General features: G+C 60.1%; 20 protein-coding genes and 1 tRNA gene. 12 read left to right on the forward strand and 9 right to left on the reverse strand.

Annotation, left to right across the window (positions count from 1 at the left end):
• The first annotated feature begins 142 nt into the window (after window positions 1–142).
• The 6 genes from AC2FM5_RS14065 to cls all read left to right on the forward strand — a co-directional run bounded on the left by AC2FM5_RS14065 (window position 143) and on the right by cls (window position 8,203).
• Complete coding sequence (locus AC2FM5_RS14065; protein ID WP_496736312.1) at window positions 143–1,126, forward strand: vWA domain-containing protein; 984 nt, start codon at window positions 143–145, stop codon at window positions 1,124–1,126.
• Window positions 1,123–2,625: a VWA domain-containing protein gene (locus AC2FM5_RS14070; protein WP_496736314.1), complete on the forward strand. Its 1,503-nt coding sequence runs from the start codon at window positions 1,123–1,125 to the stop codon at window positions 2,623–2,625. The genes AC2FM5_RS14065 and AC2FM5_RS14070 overlap by 4 nt, the downstream gene beginning before the upstream one ends.
• Window positions 2,622–3,848, forward strand: a complete 1,227-nt coding sequence (locus AC2FM5_RS14075) for a hypothetical protein (RefSeq protein WP_496736316.1) — start codon at window positions 2,622–2,624, stop codon at window positions 3,846–3,848. The genes AC2FM5_RS14070 and AC2FM5_RS14075 overlap by 4 nt, the downstream gene beginning before the upstream one ends.
• Window positions 3,849–4,106: 258 nt before the next feature.
• Window positions 4,107–5,717 carry an arylsulfatase gene (locus AC2FM5_RS14080; RefSeq protein WP_093962145.1) on the forward strand — a complete coding sequence of 537 codons (1,611 nt, stop codon included), beginning with the start codon at window positions 4,107–4,109 and terminating at the stop codon, window positions 5,715–5,717.
• Between the two features lie 75 nt (window positions 5,718–5,792).
• Window positions 5,793–6,767 carry an HAD family hydrolase gene (locus tag AC2FM5_RS14085; protein ID WP_496736318.1) on the forward strand — a complete coding sequence of 325 codons (975 nt, stop codon included), beginning with the start codon at window positions 5,793–5,795 and terminating at the stop codon, window positions 6,765–6,767.
• Between the two features lie 23 nt (window positions 6,768–6,790).
• The gene (gene cls, locus AC2FM5_RS14090; protein ID WP_496736320.1) at window positions 6,791–8,203 is read left to right on the forward strand and encodes a cardiolipin synthase; all 1,413 of its coding nucleotides are present in this window, start codon (window positions 6,791–6,793) and stop codon (window positions 8,201–8,203) included.
• Here cls and AC2FM5_RS14095 read toward each other — a convergent pair.
• Complete coding sequence (locus tag AC2FM5_RS14095; protein ID WP_170338490.1) at window positions 8,200–8,634, reverse strand: ion channel; 435 nt, start codon at window positions 8,632–8,634, stop codon at window positions 8,200–8,202. The genes cls and AC2FM5_RS14095 overlap by 4 nt on opposite strands.
• 171 nt (window positions 8,635–8,805) lie before the next feature.
• Here AC2FM5_RS14095 and AC2FM5_RS14100 point away from each other — a divergent pair, with 171 nt between their 5' ends.
• The 3 genes from AC2FM5_RS14100 to AC2FM5_RS14110 are packed head-to-tail and all read left to right on the forward strand — an operon-like array spanning window position 8,806 to window position 12,888.
• Window positions 8,806–9,453 carry an ABC transporter ATP-binding protein gene (locus AC2FM5_RS14100; RefSeq protein WP_496736322.1) on the forward strand — a complete coding sequence of 216 codons (648 nt, stop codon included), beginning with the start codon at window positions 8,806–8,808 and terminating at the stop codon, window positions 9,451–9,453.
• Complete coding sequence (locus tag AC2FM5_RS14105; protein WP_496736324.1) at window positions 9,450–11,864, forward strand: FtsX-like permease family protein; 2,415 nt, start codon at window positions 9,450–9,452, stop codon at window positions 11,862–11,864. The genes AC2FM5_RS14100 and AC2FM5_RS14105 overlap by 4 nt, the downstream gene beginning before the upstream one ends.
• Complete coding sequence (locus AC2FM5_RS14110; RefSeq protein ID WP_496736326.1) at window positions 11,854–12,888, forward strand: lipocalin-like domain-containing protein; 1,035 nt, start codon at window positions 11,854–11,856, stop codon at window positions 12,886–12,888. The genes AC2FM5_RS14105 and AC2FM5_RS14110 overlap by 11 nt, the downstream gene beginning before the upstream one ends.
• Window positions 12,889–12,894: 6 nt before the next feature.
• Here the strand turns inward: AC2FM5_RS14110 and AC2FM5_RS14115 are convergent, their stop codons facing one another.
• From AC2FM5_RS14115 to AC2FM5_RS14125, 3 genes are all read right to left on the reverse strand, one after another.
• On the reverse strand, window positions 12,895–13,326 hold the full coding sequence (locus AC2FM5_RS14115; RefSeq protein WP_170338483.1) for a universal stress protein: 432 nt from the start codon (window positions 13,324–13,326) through the stop codon (window positions 12,895–12,897).
• On the reverse strand, window positions 13,323–15,932 hold the full coding sequence (locus tag AC2FM5_RS14120; RefSeq protein WP_496736329.1) for a TRAP transporter permease: 2,610 nt from the start codon (window positions 15,930–15,932) through the stop codon (window positions 13,323–13,325). The genes AC2FM5_RS14115 and AC2FM5_RS14120 overlap by 4 nt, the downstream gene beginning before the upstream one ends.
• A gap of 111 nt (window positions 15,933–16,043) precedes the next feature.
• Entirely contained in the window at window positions 16,044–17,012 is a 969-nt protein-coding gene (locus AC2FM5_RS14125; RefSeq protein ID WP_170338481.1) for a TAXI family TRAP transporter solute-binding subunit, read from the reverse strand.
• A gap of 474 nt (window positions 17,013–17,486) precedes the next feature.
• Between AC2FM5_RS14125 and AC2FM5_RS14130 the strand changes: the two genes are divergently transcribed.
• Window positions 17,487–18,476, forward strand: a complete 990-nt coding sequence (locus AC2FM5_RS14130; protein ID WP_496736331.1) for a hypothetical protein — start codon at window positions 17,487–17,489, stop codon at window positions 18,474–18,476.
• Between the two features lie 23 nt (window positions 18,477–18,499).
• Here the strand turns inward: AC2FM5_RS14130 and AC2FM5_RS14135 are convergent, their stop codons facing one another.
• The 5 genes from AC2FM5_RS14135 to AC2FM5_RS14155 form a co-directional block, all read right to left on the reverse strand.
• Window positions 18,500–19,231 (reverse strand): SDR family oxidoreductase, encoded by a 732-nt coding sequence (locus AC2FM5_RS14135; protein WP_254437089.1) that lies wholly within the window; start codon window positions 19,229–19,231, stop codon window positions 18,500–18,502.
• A 2-nt stretch (window positions 19,232–19,233) separates the two neighbouring features.
• Window positions 19,234–20,559, reverse strand: coding sequence for an FAD-binding oxidoreductase (locus AC2FM5_RS14140; protein WP_170442794.1), 1,326 nt, complete (start codon window positions 20,557–20,559; stop codon window positions 19,234–19,236).
• A complete protein-coding gene (locus AC2FM5_RS14145) occupies window positions 20,556–20,963 on the reverse strand; it encodes a GtrA family protein (RefSeq protein ID WP_254437550.1) in 408 nt (135 codons plus the stop codon). Before AC2FM5_RS14145 ends, AC2FM5_RS14140 begins: the two co-directional genes overlap by 4 nt.
• An 11-nt stretch (window positions 20,964–20,974) precedes the next feature.
• Window positions 20,975–22,393, reverse strand: coding sequence for a UbiA family prenyltransferase (locus AC2FM5_RS14150; protein ID WP_496736334.1), 1,419 nt, complete (start codon window positions 22,391–22,393; stop codon window positions 20,975–20,977).
• Between the two features lie 573 nt (window positions 22,394–22,966).
• Window positions 22,967–23,052: transfer RNA gene (locus AC2FM5_RS14155), tRNA-Leu, on the reverse strand.
• A 143-nt stretch (window positions 23,053–23,195) separates the two neighbouring features.
• Between AC2FM5_RS14155 and AC2FM5_RS14160 the strand changes: the two genes are divergently transcribed.
• Window positions 23,196–23,774 carry a YqaA family protein gene (locus AC2FM5_RS14160; protein ID WP_093962156.1) on the forward strand — a complete coding sequence of 193 codons (579 nt, stop codon included), beginning with the start codon at window positions 23,196–23,198 and terminating at the stop codon, window positions 23,772–23,774.
• On the forward strand, window positions 23,771–23,935 hold a 165-nt coding region (locus tag AC2FM5_RS14165), incomplete at its 3' end, for a disulfide bond formation protein B (protein WP_496736337.1). The genes AC2FM5_RS14160 and AC2FM5_RS14165, both read left to right, overlap by 4 nt.

The following is a 23,935-nucleotide window of genomic DNA, read 5'->3' on the forward strand; positions in this document are numbered from 1 at the left end:
AAACCGCTGACCTGTCCGGGTTTTCCGCCTCGGCCCTCGGCAATCTGGCGGCCGCCCCATACCGCAAGGGGGGCACCGACCCGGATGCCGCCGAACTGGCGCGGCAATGGATCAAGTCGCATCGGTCCAAGGGGGCGGTCTGATGTTCAGTTTCGCCGCGCCTTGGGTGTTTCTTCTGCTGCCACTGCCGGCACTGGTCTATTTCCTTGCTCCGCCGCACAGGCAACGGGTCGATGCCATTCGCATCCCGTTCTTTCGCCACGTCGCCCAAGCGGCCGGGGCCGAGCCGGAATCCGGCTCGGTAACCCTGAGACGGACGCGCATGCAAACCGGTCTGGCGATCCTGATCTGGGTGCTTCTGGTTCTGGCAATGGCCCGGCCCGAACGGTTGGGCGACCCGATCGTCATCGAGAAATCCGCCCGCGACGTGGTGCTGGCCGTGGACATCTCGGGCTCGATGGACCAGCGCGATTTCAAGGCCGCAGACGGCACACCCAAGCAGCGACTGGAGGCCGTCAAGGACGTTCTGCGCGCCTTCATCGCCGCGCGGGACGGTGACCGGATGGCGCTGATCATCTTCGGCACCCGCGCTTTCGTTCAGGCCCCGTTCACCGAGGATTTGCAAAGCCTCAACGGCTTTCTGGACCAGACTGCCGTCGGCATGGCGGGTCCGAACACGGCGCTGGGCGATGCGATCGGGCTGGGCATCCGCACCTTCGAGTCGAGCGAGGTAGACCAACGTCTGATGATCGTGCTGTCGGACGGTGCCGACACCTCAAGCCGCATGACGCCGGTCAATGCCGCGTCGATTGCGGCGGACAAGGGGGTCGTGATCTACACGATTGGCGTCGGCGACCCGAATGCCACGGGCGAAGACCGGGTCGATCTGGATGCGCTCAAGGACATCGCCAGCAAAACCCAAGGCCAGTATTTCTTTGCCGATGATGAGGCCGCCCTGACCGAGGTCTACCGACAGATCGACGCCCAGAACCCCCGTGTGGTGGAAACCCAAAGCTACCGCCCGAGGGTCAGCCTTGCGCATTATCCACTGGCGGCGGCGCTGCTCCTCATCCTCGCCAGCACCCTGGGCTTTCGCCTTTCACAGGGTCGGAGGCGCGTGGCATGATTGACGCTCTGGCCCAGTTCCATTTCCTGCGCCCCTATTGGCTGTTGCTGTTGCTGCCTATAGCCGCTGTCTGGTGGCTGACCCGGCCGCGCAGATCGGGCAATTCGGACCTGCCTGCGGGCATTGCACCCCACCTCGCGCAGGCACTGCGTCTGGGGGCCGAAGATCAACGGCGGGTCGGTCCGCTGGACCTCGCCGCGCTCGCCGCTAGCCTTCTGACCCTTGCCGTGGCAGGGCCGACATGGTCACGGGCGCCGAACCCTCTGATCGCGGACACCGCGCCGCTGGTGATCGCGCTCAAGGTCACAGACAGCATGGAGGAGGCAGACCTCGCGCCGTCACGTCTGGACCGTGCCAAGTTGAAGATCACCGATCTGATCAACACCCGCGCAGGTGCGCCCACCGCCCTGATCGCCTATGCCGGAACGGCGCACCGGGTCGCGCCGCTGACCGAAGACGCCAACATCCTGCGCCCCTTGCTCGAAGGGTTGACCCCGGCGGTCATGCCGGTGGCGGGCGATGCAGCCGGTGACGCGCTGACGCTGGCGCAGGACATTCTGGGCGATCAGATGGGCACGGGTGCGGTTCTCTTTGTGCTAGACGATATCGATCCGCAACAGGTTTCCGCATTGGGACAGTCTGATACACCGTTGTTTTTTCTGACCATGCTTCCGAATGGCCGCCAGATCCCGCAACTGGCCGGCCTGCGCAGCGCCACGATCGTTCCCTTCTCGGGCGACGACCGTGACATCTCCCGGCTGAACCGCGCGATCACCCGCAGTTTTTCCGCGGCCTTGGGCGAGGATGACCGCGTCGACTGGCAGGACCGCGCCTGGATCCTGGCCTGGCCCGTCGCCTTGATCGCGCTGCTGTGGTTCCGACGTGGCTGGGTCATTCGCTGGGGGTTTGTGGCATTGCTGTTTCTGCCACCGACCGGCGCGCGCGCAGACGGTTGGCGCGACTGGTTCCTGACCCCGGACCAGCAGGGCCAGATCGCCATGAACCGCAAAGACTACGCCGCCGCCAGCACGCTGTTTCAAGATCCGTATCACCGAGGCTACGCCCAGTTGAAAGCCGGGCAATATGCCGAAGCCTCCGAGACCTTTGCACAGCTGTCCACGCCCGAAGCGGCGTTTGCCGAAGGCATGGCCCGCATCCGAAATCGAGAGTATCGTCCGGCCATCGCAGCCTTTGAAACCGCGCTGGAGCGCCGCCCGGATTGGCCGGAGGCCGCGTACAACCTGACCGTCGCCCAGGCCATTCTGGCCGAGGTCGAATCCACCCGCGAGCAATCCGATACCGGCGAGGAAGCGGGCATCGGCGCTGATGATGTGGTGTTCGACAACGAAGCCGGCCTGGGCGCGGACACCACGCAACAGGCCGAGACCGGGGACGCCGCGCGCCTGTCGGCCGACCAGTGGATCAGTGCCATCGACACAGACATGCAGGATTTCCTGCGCAGCCGGTTTGTTCTTGAAAATCAGGAGCGTTCCCAATGAGGTATATCGCGCTCTTGATGCTGTTTCTGTGGCCCGCCCAGGCTTCGGCGCAAGCACCAGACATCCAGCCCCGCGTCACGATCGAAGTGCCGCCGGATCCGACAATCGTCGGCCAGCCCGCCATCGTTCGCCTGAAGGTGCTGGTGCCGACCTACATGCCAAATCCGCCGGTCTTTCCATCGCTTGAACAGGAAAACCTTCTGGTACGCCTGCCCGATCGCGCTTCGGGGCCGGTCAGCGAGAGCGTCGAAGGCCAAACATGGTCCGGAGTTCAGCGCAGCTATCGTCTGTATCCGTTGGCCCCCGGTGCGTATGAATTTGCGGCGGCCGGGGTGCAGGTGACATTTGCCGATCCCGAAACCAACGATCCCGTTCAGGTCTCGGTTCCCCTGCCTGCCGTTCGCCTGACAGTCGGGATTCCTGACGCAGCCCGAGGATTGGATCCCCTGATAATCGCTGACGGGTTCGAACTGTCGCAGGAGATTGAGGGCGATACCAGCCTTCAAACCGGAGACGCACTGACCCGCACCCTGACGGCAAAGATCACCGGAACGACCCCGATCATGATCCCGCCTTTGTTGCCCGAGATCGAGGACCCATTGTTGCGAGCCTATCCCAATGAGCCCCGATTGACGGAAACCGAAGACCGGGGCGTTTTGTCCGGCCAACGAACCGACCGCGTGACCTATGTGGCTCAGGACGGCGGACAGACCCAATTGCCGGCTGTCGAGATCGATTGGTTCAACCTCAAGACCAACAAGGTTGAAACTGCGCGCGCCGATTCCGTCGACCTCGTTCTTGCGCCGCCGCCTTGGCAGCCTCCGGACCGGGAAACCGTTCTGCAGCTGGTCGGCTATTTCTACATTGGGGTCGTGATATTATGGTTTGTTTTTCGGAAACTACATCCGGTTCTTTTGGCACGCTGGGCAGCGGCCAGGCAACGCAGGCTGGCCTCGGCAGCGCATGCCTTTTCGGAACTCAAGCAGGCTGTGCGCCAACAAGACTTGGCCCGTGTTTATCAAAAGTTGGAAGTCTGGAAACGGCGACTGGCCGACCCGCCAGACACTGCTGAATTCGAGGCTTCTCTGGCCGAAATCGGCGCGTCCAGATATGGCGGCGGCGATCAGCAAGCGGAAAACTGGAGCAAGGTCCGAGATTGCCTTGACCGTATCGCCCGCCCCCTAGGCCACTCTCAATCCGCTTTGCCTCAGCTCAATCCCTGACGCGGCTGCCAATTACTTACCTCACGTCAACCCAATCTGAGCCAAATCCCAGGGCGCTATCTTCAAACATAAGTATTTTTAGATTGGTCTTTGTGATAGTTATCAATTGCCTAGAGGGGCTTGTCTTGATTCCCCCTTTTTGCCGAACCGCCTGACCTGCGAAGGGCGTGTTGAATGATTGACGGATCGGGGGACGCATTTTCCCCTTTTTGACTTTCCTGCAAGGCCGTTTTTGCCTGACCACATAAGGAGAAAAAGATGTCATCACAGGGAAATTTAACGCATCTATGGCGCAGAGGACTGCGACGATTGGCAGTTGCTACGGTTTCTGTCGCGCTGGCCGCGCCGGCCTGGGCGCAAGATCAGAAACCCAACATTCTGGTCATCTGGGGCGACGACATCGGTCAGTCGAACATCTCGGCCTATACCAAAGGCATGATGGGATACCGTACGCCCAATATCGACCGGGTCGCGAATGAAGGTATGATCTTCACCGACTATTATGGTGAGCAGTCCTGTACCGCAGGGCGGTCGTCTTACATCATGGGTCAGTCAGTGTTCCGCACAGGGCTGTCGAAGGTTGGCCTGCCAGGTGCCGATCTTGGTATGCAGGTCGAAGATCCGACCATTGCTGGGTTGTTGAAGGACCACGGCTATGCCACCGGTCAATTCGGCAAGAACCACCTGGGAGACAAAGATGAACATCTTCCGACAAACCACGGATTTGACGAGTTTTTCGGAAATCTCTATCACCTGAACGCGGAAGAGGAGCCTGAGAACGAAGACTATCCGGGTGATACCGTTTTGCCCGATGGCCGGACTTTCCGCGAAGCCTTTGGTCCCCGTGGCGTCATCAAGTCCAAGGCCGACGGAACCATCGAAGATACCGGACCGCTGACCAAGAAGCGGATGGAGACCGTGGATGAGGAAACGGTGGCTGCGGCGATCGACTTCATCAAGCGGGCCCACGAGCAAGGCCAGCCCTTCTATGTCTGGTGGAACGGAACGCGCATGCACTTCCGCACTCATGTCAAAGACGAGATGCGCCAGCAGGCCAATGACATGACCGGTCGTGTGATGGACGAATACTCGGCCGGCATGATCGAACATGACATGCATGTAGGCCAGTTGCTCGATCTGCTGGACGAGTTGGGCATCGCCGACAACACGATCGTTCATTACTCGACAGACAACGGACCGCACTACAATACGTGGCCCGATGCTGCGTCCACGCCGTTCTGGGGCGAAAAGAACACCAACTGGGAAGGCGGCTGGCGCGTGCCCTCGATGGTGCGTTGGCCCGGCAAGATCGAACCTGGATCGGTCACCAACGAGATCGTGCATCACATGGACTGGCTCCCGACCTATCTGGCGGCGGCCGGAGACCCCGAGATCAAGGACAAGCTGAAGGCAGGCTATTCGTCCTCGGGGATGGGTCGCGACTACAAGGTGCATCTGGACGGCTACAACATCCTGCCACTCTTGACGGGTGAAACCACAGAAAGCCCGCGCAAGGAGATCTTCTATTTTTCGGATGACGGCGACATGACGGCGCTGCGCTTCGGAGACTGGAAGCTGATCTTCCTGGAGCAGAAGGCTTGGGCCACCCTGCGCGCCTGGATGGAGCCATGGACCGAACTGCGCGTTCCGATCATCGTGAACCTGCGCCGCGATCCCTATGAACGCGGATATCGCACGTCCAACACCTACTATGACTGGATGATCGACCGCGTGTATTTCTTGGTGCCCGCGCAGCAATACGTGGCGAATTTCCTCGCAACCTTCCAGGAGTTCCCGCCGCGCCAGAAGGCGGCGAGCTTCAGCCTGGATCAGGTGATGGAAAAGATGCTGACGCCGACCAACAACTGATAAAGGTCGGTTCTACTCTCGAGGGTCGCCGGCTTGATCGGCGACCCTCATTTCTTTGATGCGAAAGGATATTTCATGTTCCGCCTGATCTTCTCAGCCGCCGTTTTCGCGTTGCCTGCGGGCCTTGCGGCGGACCCTCTGCCCAGTTGGACCGACAGTCCGGCCAAGGAACGGATCATCGCCTTTGTCGATACGGTGACGACGCCGAACTCGGACGACTATGTCACCCCCGCAGACAGGGTGGCGGTGTTTGACAATGACGGAACGCTCTGGGCCGAGCAGCCGGTCTATTTCCAGTTCATCTACGCCATGGATGAGTTGGCCGAGATGGCGCAGGACGATCCCTCGGTCCTGACTACGCCGACCTTGGAGGCCGCGGCCAAGGGCGACGCCGAAACCGTGCTGAAGGGCGGTGAGGATGCCTTGATCGAAGTCGTCAGCGCCACGCATTCGGGGCTCAGCGTCGATGCCTTCCAGGCTTCCGTTGCAGAATGGCTTCAGACGGAACGCCATCCCGATACGGGGCTGGCCTACGACCAGATGACGTATCAGCCCATGGTCGAACTGCTCCGGTATCTGCGCGACGAGGGGTTCACGACCTACATAGTGTCGGGCGGAGGCCTGCATTTCATGCGCGTGTTCGCCGAGGACGCCTATGGGATACCGCCCAACCAGATCTTGGGAACCTACGCGGACAGCACCTACGAACTTGTCGAACGCACGCCCACGATCATGAAGGCGCCAGCGCTGGCGTTCATCGACGACAAGGAGGGCAAGCCGATCAACATCGAGCGTACGATCGGGAAACGACCGATCCTGGCGGTCGGGAACTCGGACGGTGATTTTGCCATGCTGGAATGGACTACCGCTGGCGACGGGCCGCGGATGGGCGTTCTGATCCACCACACAGATGCCGAACGGGAATGGGCCTATGATCGCGACAGCCACATCGGGCGGCTTGTCGACGGGCTGGACAAAGGCCCAGAAATGGGCTGGGTTATCGTGGATATGGCCAAAGACTGGTCCCGGGTTTTCACCGGCTCGAACTAAAGCGCGGAAAGGTCGGCACACACATGTGGACATTCATCGCCTCGCTGTCCGTCTTTGCCATCTACTGTGTCGCGGTTTTTTTTGCAGTACGGGCCGCTCAGACGGCGCGCACCCCGCAGGGCGCCGTGGGATGGGTGGTGTTTCTGCTTTCGGCACCGTTTCTGGCGGTGCCGCTATACCTGTTCTTGGGACATCACCGGTTCAAAGGGTATCGGATCGCCCGCAAGGAAAGCGAGCGCGTGGTCGAAGGGATCCGCAGCTTTGCCGATCACTCAAAACCCGATCCCGCGACGCTGACCGTCAATCCGCGCCCGTTTGAGGCGCTGGCTCACCTGCCCCTGTCCCGCGGCAACGGGGCCGAACTATTGATCGACGGAGAGGCGACGTTCCAATCCATCTTCCGCGCGATCGATGCGGCCAAGAACTATGTCCTCATTCAGTTCTACATCGTGCGCGATGACGCGCTGGGGCTGGAGCTGCAAGACAGGCTGATCGATGCGGCCAAACGCGGGGTCAGCGTCCGGTTCATGACTGACGCGGTGGGCAGCTATGGCCTGCCGTCCTCATACCTGGAGGAGCTGCGCTCGGCCGGTGTGGATGTCGCTGATCCACGGGACCAGCGCGGGCCGAAGTTCCGGTTTCAGCTGAATTACCGCAACCACCGCAAGACCGTGATCATCGACGGCGAAACCGGGTTCATCGGCGGGCACAATGTGGGCGTCGAATACCTGGGGCAGGATCCGTATTTTGGCCGCTGGCGGGACACCCACATCAAGATGACCGGCCATATCGTTCGTCAGTTGCAGCTGATTTTCACCGAGGACTGGCACTGGGCCCGCGGAGAAGACCTGATTGACGTGCTGGACTGGGCCGGATCGGAATCCGATCAGGACATGAACGCGCTGCTGGTCGCCACCGGACCGGGCGACGCGACTGAAACGGGGTCGTTGATGTTCTTTTCCACGATCGCTGCGGCACAGGAGCGGCTGTGGATCGCATCACCCTATTTCGTGCCGGATATCGACGTGATGACGGCACTGGAACATGCCGCGCTGCGCGGCGTCGATGTCCGCATTCTGGTGCCGGACATGATTGACCACCGCCTGCCCTGGTTGGCCGCCTTTGCCTATTTCGATGAAATCCGGGATTCCGGCGTGCGTGTATTCCGCTACACCGAAGGGTTCATGCACCAAAAGGTAATTCTGGTGGACGACACGTTGGCCGCAGTTGGCACCACCAACCTGGACAACCGCTCGTTCCGTCTGAATTTCGAAGCGATGGCGCTGTTCTTCGACAGCCGGGCAGCCGCTGCCGCCGAGGACATGCTGAAGACCGATTTCGAAGCCAGCTACGAAATGTCCAGAAGCCTCGCCCAGCAACCGCCGCATATCCGCTATGGCGCGCCTTTGGCGCGGCTGTTCTCGCCGATCCTCTAGGTCAGGAACCGTTCCTGGAATACGCGCGTCATCAGCGCGACCATGAATGCCGTGGAAAGACCGAAGGCCAACAATCCGGTGACCGAGGCGAAGGCCCCGAAAATCCGCAAGCCCTCGCCCAATACAATGTCGCCATAGCCCAGCGTCGTGAAGGTCACGAGCGAGAAATACAAGGCCGAGTTCCAGTCCGGCAGGACATCTCCCATCACCCAGACGATCGCCCAGATCCACACCTGAATCGTATGCGTCGCCACGATGACGGCCAGCGCCAAGGCGATCGGGCCTGCCGTCGGCAGAAAGGTTCCCTGCCCTTCCCATCTGTCGATCACCTTGCGCACCATGATGGTGCACCATGTGAGCAGCCCGATCTCGATCAGGAAACACAGCCCCAGATAGAAGCTGCCCCAAAGGATCTGCTGCGACAATGTCATGGTAATACCCTGCATCGGCCCGGAAACTGAAACTGCACAATGGCGGCTCTGCCCTCAAGGCACAAGGCCGGACAGCGGGCAGTCGTGCGACGAAAAGAACCGAAACTTTTTGAAGGCTGGACAGCGGATCGGCGCGCCGCACATTGTAGAGCGCACTAGGTGAGACTGATCATGTTGTTGGAAATACAGAATATCCACAAAACCTACCCGCGCGGGCGGCCTGTCCTGAACGACGTATCGTTGTCGCTGGAACGCGGTCAGACGCTTGCCATCACCGGCGAAAGTGGCAGCGGCAAAAGCACGTTGCTGAACCTTGCCGGCGCGCTGGACAGTTTTGACAGCGGTGAGATCGTTCTGGATGGCACGGCGTTGTCGCGACTGGACGATCGCGGCCGCGCATTGCTAAGGCGCGAAGACGTGTCCCTGGTGTTCCAGCAATTCAATCTGATCCCGTCGCTGACGGTTGCGCAGAACCTGTCATTTCATGCCCGGCTGGCAAATCGCGTTGACCCCGAGTGGCTCGCGCATCTGACCGCGACGCTCGGTCTCGCCGATTTGACCCAACGCTATCCCGAACATCTGTCGGGCGGCCAGCAACAGCGGGTCGCGATTGGCCGGGCCCTTGCCGTCCGGCCCAAGCTGCTGCTGGCGGACGAGCCGACGGGAAACCTGGACGAGACTGCAAGCGCGGCGGTTCTGGACCTGATGCTGTCCTTGGTTGCGGATACCGGGGCAGCCCTGCTGTTGGTCACGCATTCGCACGTGATTGCGGCCCGGCTTGATCGAACGGCGCACCTTGCAAACGGGCGGATCGTATGACTCGCACCGTGATCCAGGCCCTCTGGTCGCATTGGCGTTGGCACCGTATCCAACTGGCCACGCTGCTGATCGGAATCGCGCTTGCGACAGGCCTTTGGTCGGCGGTCCAGGCCATCAACGCCGAAGCCCGTGCCAGCTATGCGCGTGCCAACCAACAATTGGCGCTTGGGCAGATGGAGATGCTGCGGCATCCATCCGGCCACATTCCTTTGGAAACATACGTAAATCTGCGTCGCGCCGGATGGCAGGTCGCAGCCGTTCTGGAAGGTCGGTACAGGGTTGGGGACCGATCGGTTCTTTTGACCGGAGTGGACCTTGTCTCCTACCCGCCGCTTCCGGCGGTAACGCAACTGGAACAGGAAGAGGCCCCACCCGACCCGGCGACCATGCTGACCGCGCCCGGCCGACTGCTGGCGCCACCAGACTTGGTGCCAATGCTGCAGGATCAGCCCGATCTTCCACCGGCGATCGCCAGCACTGCGCTTCCCCCCAATGTGGTTCTGACCGATATCGGCGTGGCTGAGACACTGTTGAACAAACCGGGTGAGATTTCGCGACTTGCCATCCTGCCCGATCAGCCTCACGGCATTGCGCCCCTGTCCCAGGTTGCGCCGGAGCTGAACCGTCAGCCCCCTTCCAACAGCGTCGACACTACACGCCTGACCGACAGCTTCCACCTTAACCTTTCCGCGTTCGGCCTGCTGTCCTTCGCCGTAGGGCTGTTCATCGTGCACGGAACGGTTGGGCTGGCCTTTGCGCAGCGCCGTGGAATGGTCCGCAGTCTGCGCGCGATGGGTGTCCCGATGGGTACGCTTTCCCGCATCATTCTGGCCGAACTTTTAGGTCTGGCTTTGATCGGTGGATCCATGGGCCTGCTGCTGGGTTTTTTCCTGGCCGGAGCGTTGTTACCCGATGTCGCCGCAACCCTGCGCGGGCTCTATGGTGCACCGGTGGATGGTCAGTTGCAACTGAGGGTCGGTTGGGTGCTGGCCGGGCTGGGTATGTCCATCACAGGAACCCTGGCAGCCAGCGGATACGCCCTGTGGCGTCTGGGCCGAATGCCGGTATTGTCCGGCCCAGGCTTGCAGGCATGGCGTGGCCGCAGCACACGAGCCGTCGTGACCGGACTGGCGGGTGTTGGGCTCGCTCTTGGCGGGGTCGTGATCTTTCTTCTTTTTGACGGATTGGTCGCTGGTTTCGCTCTGATGGCAGGCATTCTGACCGGCAGCGCCCTTTTGCTGCCTCTGGTTCTGTGCAGCGTATTGCACCTGTGCGCGGGGCGCGTCCGTGACCCGGTGCGGCAGTGGGTGCTGGCCGACATGCAGGCCCAGCTGCCGGGCCTTTCGCTTGCGCTGATGGCTCTGCTGCTGGCCCTGGCCGCCAATATCGGTGTCGGAACCATGGTGTCCAGCTTCCGGCTTACCTTCGTCGGTTGGCTGGACCAGCGCCTGATGGCCGAGCTGTACATCACGGCAAAGGACTCGGATCAAGGTCTCGAGATCGAGACATGGCTGACCCCGCGCGTTGACGCAGTCCTGCCGATACGGAATGTGGAGCTGGATCATCCAACAGGCCCGCTGTTTCTGTACGGAGTGGTCGATCACGCGACCTACCGGGACAACTGGCCCCTTGTCGCCGCTGTCCCGGACGTATGGACCAAGGTTCTGGCCGACGGCGCCATCCTGATCAACGAACAGCTGGCCCGCCGTGCTGATCTGTGGCCCGGGGATTCGATTGCGCTCAACGCCGATCACACTCTGGCAATCGCTGGCGTCTATTCCGACTACGGCAATCCGACCGGGCAAGGGATCGTCTCAATGGACCTGTTCGGCAGGGTCGCGCCAAATGCCGAAAACCGACGGTTTGGTATTCGCATCGCTCCGGAGCGCGTAGATGAGCTGGCGGCGGATCTGCAGAACAGGTTTGATCTGGACCCCGGCGCGATCATCGGGCAGGCCGCGGTGAAGGCGCAGTCCATGGCGATCTTCGAAAAGACATTTGTCGTGACATCCGCGCTGAACATCCTGACGCTTGGCGTGGCCGGCTTCGCCATTCTGACCAGCTTGCTTACGCTCTGGACCCAGCGGCTGCCTCAGATCGCTCCGGTCTGGGCAATGGGGCTGACGCTGTCGCATCTGTCGAAACTGGAACTGGCGCGGAGCATGGTTCTGGCTTTCCTTACCGCCTGCCTCGCCTTGCCGCTGGGTCTGGCGCTGGCTTGGATTCTGCTGGCCGTCATCAATGTCGAGGCGTTTGGATGGCGGCTACCCATGCACCTTTTCCCGTCGTCATGGGTGCAGCTCATGCTTTGGACACTTGTGGCCGCCGCCCTTGCCGCGGCGCTGCCCGCCTTGCGTCTTCGTCGGGTGCCGCCGGCCGATCTGCTGAGGGTCTTTGCCAATGAACGCTAAACTACTCGTGTGTGCGTTGTTCTGGCCCCTTGCGGCGATGGCGCAGGGGTTTGCCGGTTTGGGCGGCTCTGTCGACGGGTTTGACGTACCACAACCAGAGTACCAGTTCGAATTCCCCGCCGACCACGGCCCGCATCCATCCTATCGGATCGAATGGTGGTACCTGACGGCCAACCTGACCGGAGAGGACGGTGGGGACTACGGCATACAGTGGACTCTGTTTCGCTCTGCCTTGAAGCCATTTGAAACCGCCGGCTGGCAAAGCCCACAGATCTGGATGGGCCATGCCGCGCTGACAACTCCGGAACGCCACTTTTTTGCCGAGCGCCTGTCTCGTGGTGGAATTGGTCAGGCTGGTGTCACAGCCTACCCGTTCGAAGCATGGATCGACGAATGGCGCATGGCAGGACCAACGCTCCAGACCCTGACCCTGACTGCAAACGGAGCCGATTTCGGGTACGACCTGAACCTGTCTGCTTCGGGGCCGCTGGTTTTTCATGGTGAGAATGGGTTTTCCGTGAAATCCGCGGATGGGCAGGCCAGCTACTATTATTCGCAGCCGGGCTACGCCGTCCAGGGCACGCTGCATCTGCCCGACGGCGATGTAGCGGTCACCGGGAACGGATGGCTGGACCGAGAGTGGTCTTCGCAGCCTTTGGCCGCCGATCAGTCAGGGTGGGACTGGTTCTCACTCAATTTCGAGGACGGCGACAAGTTGATGGCGTTTCGCCTGCGCGGCGGACGTGGGGACTATACCTCGGCCACCTGGATCAACGCGGATGGTTCCAGCCGCAGCCTGCCGAACGGGTCAGTAACCTTCACACCACTGGAAACCAGCCGGGTGGCGGAGCGCGATGTTCCGACGGATTGGCGCGTGACCATCCCGGGCGAGGATGTGGACATTCGCGTCCAGGCCCAGAATACCCAAGCCTGGATGGGGACGCGCTTTCAGTATTGGGAGGGTCCGGTCACCGTGTCAGGCAGCCATAAGGGGCGCGGCTACCTTGAGATGACCGGGTATTAGCGGGACTTAGCGGACCACGTAGACCGAAACGTTCGAGTGGCGCACCACTCGCGCCGCGTTCGGCCCCAGCAGGTAGTCCTTGAAATCCGGCTTGTGTGCGCCAATCACGATCAGATCGCTGCCGGCGCTTTCGGCGGTCTTCAGGATCTCCTGATAGGCCGTGCCGGTTGCAACGACATGGCGGATCGTGGCGTTGCGCTCCGACCCGACCGCATCGACACACAGCTCAACCAGCTTGTCATGCGCTTCGTGCTGCGCCTTGTCGTGGAAGTCGGGCCGGAAAAAGCCGGACACCCAGCTTTCACCGAAATCCGGCAGTACGGTCACCACGTCCAGCTGCGCCCCGTCAAGATCGGCCAGTTTCGCGGCAATTTTCAGGACAGGAGCATCGATATTGCCGTTGCTGATATCAACGGCGCACAGGACGGATTTTGTCATGCGGGCACCTCTTGTCTGGCGGCACGGCCGCGTTGCAGGAAGGCGATCAACCCCAGCAGCAGCATGGCCGGGATATAGATCAACTGTTTTGGCGGCTGGCTGACCGGCAGATCGGCGGATGCGATACGCACCGGCTCGTCCGCGTAATAGTCGAAATTGGCCAGGTCATCGGCGATGGGCGAGCCGAACATAGGTTCGTCCATCTTCACCAGGCCATCTTCCTCGATCAACAAAAAGCCCATGGCATCAACACGCGCCGCACCATCAGGTTCGGACCCCACGGTGACGACGACCGTGGTCTCGGTCATGTTGCCGGTGTCGAAATCCGGACCACTGACCACCACCCGCACGTCGGTGCCGGGTTCAGCCTCACCAATGGCCTGCACGAATCCGGCCGGCTCGACCTCGAGGTGCGAGGGCGAGATGCGATCCATGAAATACTCCGGCCGGAACAGCGCGAAGGCGATCGCAATCAGCGCAACGCTTTCGTAGATTCGGCTGTGGGTGAGGAAGTAGCCCATCGTTCCGGCCGTGAACACGAGGATCGCAATCGTGGCGAATATGGCCACTATGATCCCCTCAACCCAGGTGACATCGATCAACAGCAGGTCGGTGTTGAAAATGAACACGAAAGGCAGCGCCACGGTACGCAGGCTGTAGAAGAACGCAGTGAAGCCGGTCTTGATCGCGTCACCGCCCGATACGGCGGCCGCAGCAAAGCTGGCCAGACCCACAGGAGGCGTCACGTCGGCCATGATGCCGAAGTAGAACACGAACAGGTGCACCGCGATCAGCGGCACGATCAGGCCGCTTTGCGCGCCCAGTTCGACCACAACGCCCGCCATCAGCGAGCTGACGACGATATAGTTTGCCGTGGTCGGCAGACCCATGCCCAGGATCAGGCTGAGCAGCCCGACCATCACCAGCATCAGGATCAGATTGCCGCCGGACAGGAACTCGACCAGATCGGCCATCACCTGCCCCACACCGGTCAGGGTCACGGTACCGACGATCACGCCGGCCGTGGCCGTGGCCAACGCAATGCCGATCATGTTGCGCGCGCCGTCGATCAGGCCCTGCCACAGATCGGCAACCCCATCGACAAAGGAGTTTGCCAGATCACTCTGCCCCCGGAAGATCGCCTTGAGCGGTTTCTGCGTCAGCAGGATCACGAACAGCAGCGCGGTTGCCCAGAAGGCCGACAGACCCGGCGACTTCTGTTCAATCATCAGGAAGTAGACCAGAACAATGATCGGCAGCAGATAATGCAGGCCGGCCTTGTAGATCTCGGAGATCACCGGCAGCTTCACTTCGGTCGCGTTCGGGTCATCGGGTTCAAGATCCGGAACCTGAGCCGCCAGGAACAGCAGAGCAACATAGACGGCGCACACCGCCAGGCTCAGGATCAGACCAGCGCTGGACGGCGCCCAGCTTGTGACAGCATCCACCGGGAACTGCGAACCATAGCAGAGCCCCGCAAACACCAGGAAGAACATCAGCATCCCCACGACCGTCCGCGCCAGATGCACGTCGCGGTCGCCCAGAGTGGGCATGTTCCGCTTCACGGCCTCGAGATGGACGATGTAGACCAGCGCAATGTAGGAAATCGCCGCCGGAAGGAAGGCGTGGGTGATGACCTCGACATACGAGATGCCCACGTACTCCACCATCAGGAAGGCGGCGGCGCCCATCACGGGCGGCATGATCTGGCCGTTGACCGAACTTGCAACCTCGACCGAGCCGGCCTGCTCGCTGGTAAAGCCTACGCGCTTCATCAGCGGGATGGTGAAGGTGCCGGTGGTGACGACGTTGGCGATGGACGAGCCCGAAATCAGGCCGGTTGCGGCCGAACCGACAACGGCGGCCTTGGCCGGACCGCCGCGCAGGTGACCCAGCGCGCCGAAGGCCATCTTGATGAAGTAATTCCCTGCCCCGGCCTTATCCAGCAAAGCGCCGAACAGAACGAAGAGGAACACGAATTTCGTCGAAACACCCAAGGCGATGCCGAACACACCCTCGGACGTGATCCACATGTGGCTCATCGCCTTTTTCAGGCTGGCGCCTTTCCACCGGATCACTTCGGGCACCCACTCGGACGAGCCGAAGAACACATAGGCCAGGAAGATCGTCGCAATGATCGCCATGGCGGGGCCAAGCGCGCGCCGCGCGGCTTCGAACAGCAGGATCAAGCCACCGAGGGCGATCCATTTGTCGACATCGTCCGCCAGACCGCCCGCATTGACGATCTTGTCATAGAAGAAATAACCGTAAAGGGCGACACCGGCCCCCAGAACACCCATGATCCAATCCTGGATCGGAATGTAGTTTCGCGGACTGGATTTAAGCGCTGGATAAGCCGCGAAGGCCAGGAACATCGCGAAGGCCAAATGAAACTGACGCGCGTTGTTCACAACGCTTCCGGGCAGCACATAGTTGGCAATCGGTGACGCCAGAACGACTTGAAAGATCGACCAGATCGCGGCCACGATCGCCAGGAACAAGCCGACATTGCCAGCCGGGTCCCGCGCCCCCGCATCCGAGGACGCGACCAGTTCCTGTAGTTCTTCTTCGGATAACGGACGATTGCCCTGTTGATCAGCGCTCATCAAATGTCTCCCCGTCCAACGGCCGGTTTCCGGCGCAGTTTTGGTATTACCGGCCTCTCACCGGTGAAAACGAGGCGCGAACAGCGCCTCGTTTCTGGACTTGAAGGTGGATTACTGGATCCAGCCTTTTTCTTTGTAGTACTTCTCGGCGCCCGGATGCAGCGGAGCCGACAGACCGTCCTTGATCATTTCCTCAGGCTTGAGGTTGGCGAAGGCCGGGTGCAGCTTTTTGAAGTCGTCGAAGTTCTCGAAGACCGAGCTGACAACCGCGTACACCGCATCGTCAGACACGTTTGCCGAAGTCACGAAGGTCGCGCCCACACCGAAGGTCTGGGTGTCAGCGTCCGAACCGCGATACATGCCGCCGGGGATGGTGGCCGTACGGTAGAACGAGTTGTCGGCAACCAGCTTGTCAACGGCTTCGCCGCTGACGTTCACCAGAACCGAGTCGCACGCAGTGGTGGCTTCCTGGATGGAACCGGACGGGTGGCCGACGGTGTAGACCATCGCATCGATTTGGTTGTCACACAGCGCGGCCGACTGTTCGGCGGCCTTCAGCTCGGTTGCCAGTTCGAAGTCATCCGTGGTCCAGCCCAGGGCTTCCATCAGAACTTCCATAGTGCCGCGCTGACCCGAACCGGGGTTGCCGATGTTGACGCGCTTGCCCTTCAGGTCTTCGAAGTTCTTGATGCCGGAATCGGCACGGGCCACCACCGTAAACGGCTCGGGGTGGACAGAGAATACGGCGCGCAGCTCTTCGAACGGGCCGTTTTCCTCGAATTTCGACGTGCCGTTGTAAGCATGGTACTGCCAGTCGGACTGGGCCACACCGAATTCCAGCTCGCCTTCGCGAATGGTGTTGATGTTGTAGACCGATCCACCCGTCGATTCGACCGAGCAACGCACGCCATGTTCTTTGCGGCCCTTGTTCACCAGACGGCAGATCGCGCCACCGGTGGGATAGTACACGCCGGTCACACCGCCGGTGCCGATGGTGATGAATTCTTCGGCATAAGCCGCCGGAGCCATGAGGGCAGCGGTCACGACCGCGCCGAGGCTGAGCTTGCTTTTCTTGATCATTTAGGAACTCCCAAGATTCTTATTGTGGACGGAAGACAGGCCAAAGGCCCCTTGTCCGGGGGACGAGCCATTATGACAATCCGCATGAGCAGGCAACGGATGAGCTCAAATTTTCCCGAATTCTCCCAACAGTCACGATGGTTTGTTGCCCGTACCGCTGTTGTCAAGCGTTATGCGCCCGACCCCGGCGCCGGGACGCACATATGACGTAGAACCCGAAAATTTCCCCGGCTTGACCCCGCAACTATGGGTGTCGCACCGTGTTGACCGGTCCGCGGCGCGTCAAGTATGATCTATCAGGTCGCTGAGTTCGAAGATTTTTTGTTTTCTGACAATCGGTTATTTGTTTTTTTCCTGTTCGTGTGAGTTCACAGCGTGATTGGTTATTCTTCTTTGCAAAGCAAATCGTCATCAATCAGCGAGTTCCGCTGGCATTTGTTTCTGGCGCTGGTCTTTACGGTCGCCGCCGGAGAGATGTTTTTCGACACATATCGCGTCGTTTACTTCGGCGCGGTCTCTTTCGACGACTATTCCCACTACCTGCTGTATCTTCTGGATGAAGAGCGTGGCCGCGTTCCCCCTTCGCCGCATGTTTACCGCATAGGCTCGGTCATACTTGCGCTGCCGTTCTACAATCTGCCGTTCGTGTCACTGTCTACCGGGTCAGGAGAAGTCTTTCTTCCTGACAGCGTTGCCGACGCCAAGGCTCTGGCCGCGATGTGTGCCGCCAACGTCTTCTACCTGGTCCTGACGGCGCTTCTGGTTTACGCCTATTTGCTGCGGCGTGTTGGAACCACTTCGCAATGGGCATTCATCGGCGCCGCGTCAGTTCTGTTTCTGGGGCAGTTTCTGGCGCTGGAAGGCAATGACGGCATATCGGTCTTTCCATTGACGGTGGCCCTTTTGTTGGCTGCCGAGAAGAAATGGAAGTGGTTTGTTCTTACCGTGTTTCTTGGCGCGTTCATCAATGAAAAGATCATCATCGTGACGCTGCTGATCTTTGGTCTGCGCGCATTGGCAATGATGTCCTTGCGCAACGACGAGGCCAAAGTCACAGCCGCCCTGTTCTGCCTGTTCGTTGGATTTCTGGTTGTCATTACGGCATTTCCGTTTCCGGGCGTGAACGACAATCAGAGACAGGTTGGGCAATTCATCACCAGCGCGCTGTCCACGCTGAAAGGCAGCACAAGTGTCAAAGGGCTGTATCTGAACGTCTGGCCGGTGTTGGTTCTGACCGCCTGCTGGTGGATTGCCGTGACCGGTCAAGCTGCAAATCAGGTCCTGCGCCGGACGGACGTTTTGGCGCTGCTGGCGTTTTTCTCGCTCATCGCCATGTTGAACGTACAGTTCAATATCGGTCGTCTGGTCACGTATTTCATGCCGTTTTTTGTCGTCGGCTGCATTCAGGCCCTCGCAGCCAGCGACAGCCAGCGCGCGACTACGCCCAGAGACGGTAGTGGGTGACCGGTTCACCCGGCAACGCGAGGTCAGATGCTGAGCTTCTTGAACACCGGCTCGGGGATGTTTCGGATGATCGCCATGATCAATTGCCAAATCGGCTTGACGTAGATTACGTTCCGACCGCGCTCGACCGCCCGGGCCGTTGCGGCTGCAACCTCGGACGGCTGCGCGGTCAGACGCTCGGGCAAGTCCATTCCTTCGGTCATCTGCGTGTCGACGAACCCTGGAAGAACCGTCACGACATGCACACCTTTCTTGGCGAGCCGGTTGCGCAACCCTGACAGAAATGCGGTCAGGCCGGCCTTGGCTGATCCGTATACATAGTTGGTCGCCCGGCCCCGATCACCAGCCACGGAACTGACACCCACGATCGTGCCCGATCGGCGCTCTTCGAACCGGTTGGCAAAGGCTCCAAGGATCTGAGCCGGCCCTTCGAAGTTGCTGCGCATCACCAGAGAAGCCGCGGCGGCGTCCCTTTCGTTCTCGGCCTGCTCGCCCATGTACCCGACAACGCATACGACGATGCCCGGCAATTCAGGCAACGTATCGATGAACCCATCGAAGCTGTTGGCTTCCAGAACGTCGAACTCGTGCAAGGTTGCCCCTATACCATAGCGCAGTTCGATATCGGCCTTGTCGGCCTCGAGCGTCTCAGCATTCCGGGCGGCCAGCTGGACCGGGTGCCCCCGCTCGGCAAACTCATGAGCGATGGCCTTGCCGATATCCGACCGGGCACCAAGAACGAGAACGGGTTCCATTGTCATATTTCAAGCCTTTCTGACTGGGCCGAGCGGAACCGGTCCCGCCAACCATTGACGTTGCGCGCCTCGCGGAATCGGGTCACGCGATCGTCTGATCTGTTCAAAGTATTGGCCGACATCCTGCTGTCTTTGGCCAGGTAGAACCGTCCACCATGTTCCAGAGTTATCCGATCCAGCTTGTCCATGAGAATGAGAGTTTTGTCGGAAATCGGGAAATCTAGCGCCAGCGTGTATCCCTCCATGGGGAAGGAAAACGGACTGTCCTGCGGGCCGAACCGTTTCAGCACGGACAAAAACGAACCCATGCCCTTGCCAGCGATGGCTTGCAAAAGCTCGGTCAGGCCGGCGCGTGAACGATGTATAGGCAACGCGCATTGAAACTGGGCAAAGCCGCTGCGACCGTAGATACGGTTCCATCCCAATATGGCGTCCAGCGGATAAAAGAACGTATCCCAGTTCACCAGCTTGGTGTCGCCGTTTCGAACTCCCATCCAGTAGTAACCGGCGTTGAATGCCCGAACCGTATGGCGATTCAAGGCAAACGACGGCAGATCCATCGGAACGGATTTTTTGCGCTTGGTCGGGCAGATCAGGGGTTGCCGGGCATACCGCCCCGGCAGGTCCGAGACCGCAGCGTGTTCTCCCAGCATCACCAGAGACCGCCCCAGGTTTCGGCCTGTGGACAAGCAGTCGATCCACGCGACCGAGTATGTTGCATCCTGTGCGGCCTCGAATGCATTCATCGCATCCTGAAGGCTGGGTGCGGCTATGGTCTTTTGCTTGATCCAACCTGACTCGACCGGCTGCAACCGAACCGCCGCCCGCACGATGATCCCGGTAAGGCCCATGCCGCCCAAGGTGTGATCGAACAATGCGCTGTTCGACGCGCGGCTGCATCGGGTGATCTCCCCGTCATCGCCCATGACCTCAACCCATTCGACGCAATGGCGGAAACTACCGACACGGTGGTGGTTCTTGCCATGAACATCTGCGGCGATGGCACCGCCGATCGTGACGAATTTGGTGCCCGGTGTAACGATCGGAAACCAACCCCGAGGCAGAAACGCTGCGATCACGTCGCCCAGCAGAACCCCCGCCTCGGCAACCAGCACTCCGGTCTGGTTGTCGAAGGAGACCATCCTGTTCAGATGCCGGGTGTGTACGGTTGTCGTGAGGCCAATTGCGCTGTCCCCATAGGCGCGCCCATTGCCGCGCGCGATCACATCGGGTCCCTCCCGCACGACCGATCGAAGGCTTTCGACGCTGCGCGGCGCGATCACTCTGGTCTCAAGAACGGGGTACCTGCCCCAGCCGGAAAGCCTCATGCCCGCGCCTCCGCCGAGCCGGTGTTGAATACGAAGCGCTTATCCAGATGGTACTTGATCACGTAACCCACCGTCAGCCCGATAACCGCGCCAACCTCGCGCATTAGATCGGTTTTCCAAACCACCCAAAAGGCCGTCTCGGTGCCCCAAAAAATTGCGGTGGTGACCACACCCATCGCCGTATACAGCGAAAATTTCTGACCGTGGGCCTTCAGTCCCGTCTGCCGGTCATAGAAAATCCAGTGCTTGTCGAGGGTATATTTGACCACAAGTCCGACAAGTGTACCCGCAAACACTGCAGCCGCGAAGTACCAGCCACCCTCGCCAAGCGACAGGACTGCGCGCTGGGCAGCGAGGTTCAAGGTCATCGCCACGATGGCAAAGGCGGAATAGCGCAGAATCAACCCCTGAACCGTCACAGCATTGACCCCGCGACAACGAACAGCAGAATTATGGCAAAGCAAAGCAGGCTGACAGGGTCCTTGGCCGCGTAGATCACGGGATCATCGTGCATGTTGCCACGATGCGTAATCATGACGGTCCGGGTGATCCAGAACAGCAGGACCGCACACACGCCCCATAGGGCTTGCGGGTAGGAGTAGAGCTGCACCACCGCCGGCGAGCTGACGTAGAGTGCCATCACCAAAACGGCGACATAACCCGCGCTGACGGCGATCATGGAGATAATCGGAAGGTCATCCACGTGATAGCCGCGCCCGGTTGCCGACAATTTAGCGCGCGCCGCATAGTCCACCAACTCGGCCTGCCTTTTGACCGCCGCAAGCGACAGGAACAGAAACATCGAAAATGCAAGGAGCCAGACTGAAAGCTCCAACCCTGTTGCCGCTCCACCCGCCACGATCCGGGTCGTGTAAAGGCCGGCCAAGACACAGATGTCGATGACCAACTGGCGCTTTAGATACAATGAATACCCGGTCGTCAGTGCATAATACGCCACCATCACCAGGAAAAAATCCAGCCCGACCATGGCTGCAATGACCGAGCCTGAAATCAGCAGACCGGCAGCCATCCACGTTCCGGACGAAATCGGAATGCTGCCCGAAGCAAACGGCCGCGCGCGTTTGCGCGGATGCGCCCGATCTGCTGCAAGGTCCAGCAAGTCATTCAGGACATAGACACTGGATGCGATCAGGCTGAACGATATGAAAGCCAGCAACGACAACCAAAACACCTGCCCCGTCAGTTGATGGGCCGCCAGCATCGGCAAAAAAACCAGCAGGTTCTTCATCCATTGATGCGGACGCAACGCCTTGAGGTAGGACTTGGCGGTCACTTCGTGTGTATGCAGATGCTCGACCTTGGGTGCGACCGCTTCCGCTTGTTTCGCCAGTCCCGGCCCCGCGTTCACGGAAACCGCCAGATTGGCCCTTCGCCACACCGCAAGGTCGGCGTGGGAATCGCCCATATAGGCGTATCCGCCCGGACCAAAGCGTTCGTCCAGAAACTCGGCCTTGTTTTCACCTTTCAGGTTCAGCGACCCGTCGGAGCCATAAACCTCGTCGAAAATACCCAGATGGGCTCCGATGCTTTGGGCAATGCCCTCATCCGAGGCCGTCACAAGGGCGGTCTTGCCGCCATCAGCGCGCCATTTCTCGACGTATTCCACCACCTTGGGATCATAGGGCAACGAGGTGACGTCAATTTCGGCCTCTTCGGCCAGGTAGCGTTTCAATGAAGCGCGTCCACCCAACAGAGCCGCGGCGGAGAGAAACGGGCTGCGCCAGTTCCGTCCGAAAGCCGACCAAAAGCTTTCGTACAGCATGTCACTCTTCAAAAGAGTGCCATCCAGATCTACCACAAGGATTTTGCACATAAATCAACCAACTATAATCATTACCCGGGACGGGGAACTATGAGGTCCGTTATTGCAAAGCTCAAAAGGCATGGCAACTGCACAGCCGTGCCAGCCAACCCTTCTCGTCATAGCCTGCTTCGATATCACGTCAGTGCCTGTCACGGCTCTTTGTTTCACCAATTTCTATGGCCAAATGATGGCGTCACGGCCTGTCCCGGTGAGGCTGTACCATAATCGCGTTCTTTCAATCGTTTGACAGCTCCGCACCCAAAGCGGCCGTATTCAAATTGCGCGAGCTTCAAGGATCACGTCACTCTGGAATGCGCCCACTTCAGCGCCCAGTCGCGCGCGGATACGCTGCCAGAGACACCGTGCAACGGAGACACAGACGGCTCTTGTTGTAGCTATAGTTGACGATCTGGAAACTCTACCGCCGCACCCGATATTGCATCGAAGACGGTCCAGATCCCGCTAGTCCGCGTACAGTTTCGTCGCCCAATTCGAGGCTGGATGCCCGAGTCGCAGTCAACCGCACACGCCACAATTGACAGAGCAAATGCCCTGCACACTATACCAAAACGGGTGCGGTGGTGGTGCCCAAGGAGAGACTCGAACTCTCACGCCCGTGAAGGCGGGGGATTTTGAATCCCCTGCGTCTACCATTCCGCCACTTGGGCCACGCGCATTGAATTACCGCCCATCTTGCCGAAGGTCCAGAGGCAAAAATCGGTCAATCGACGATCAGCCCGGGACAGATCGGTTGACGCCCCGTCGGACGCGTGGTTTGCCTCGTCATGACAAAGCTTGGGAACACGTGCTGATGCTGCAATCGCTTTATGATCGGACGATCCGACTGGCCGACCACCCACACGCCCTGTGGGTGTTGGCATTTGTGGCATTCATCGAAAGCTCGGTCTTTCCGATTCCACCCGACGTGTTGATGATCCCTATGATTCTGGCGCGCCCATCGCGGGCGTGGCTGATTGCCACCGTCGCACTGGTTTTCTCGGTCCTGGGCGGCCTTTTGGGATACGCAATCGGCGCGTTTTTCTACGACAGCATCGGACAACCCATCCTCGAAGCGATGGGCAAGGGTCACGCGATGCAGGAATTCAACCAGCGGTTCAACGATTTCGGGTTCTGGGCCGTTCTGACCGCCGGTGTCACGCCTTTCCCGTACAAGGTCATCACGATCATGTCCGGTTGGACGGGAATGCCGCTGGGAACTTTCATCGCCACTTCGATTCTCGCCCGCGCTTTGCGGTTCTACATCGTCGCCGGGTTGCTTTGGGGCTTTGGCGAGCCTATCCGGGACTTCATCGAAAAGCGGCTTGGGCTGATGTTCACCTTGTTCATCATTCTTCTGATCGGCGGATTTCTGGTGGTGAAATACATATGACGCGGAAACGGACACTCATTTTGCTGGCCGCGGGTGGGTCTGCAGCATTGCTTCTTGCGGCTTGGGGGTTCCAATATCTGGGCGGCATGGCCCCGTGTAAATTGTGCATCTGGCAACGCTACCCGCATGGTGCGGCTGTGCTGCTCGGCGTGCTGGCTTTT

It is taken from the genome of Ruegeria sp. BHSA162 (assembly GCF_059613385.1).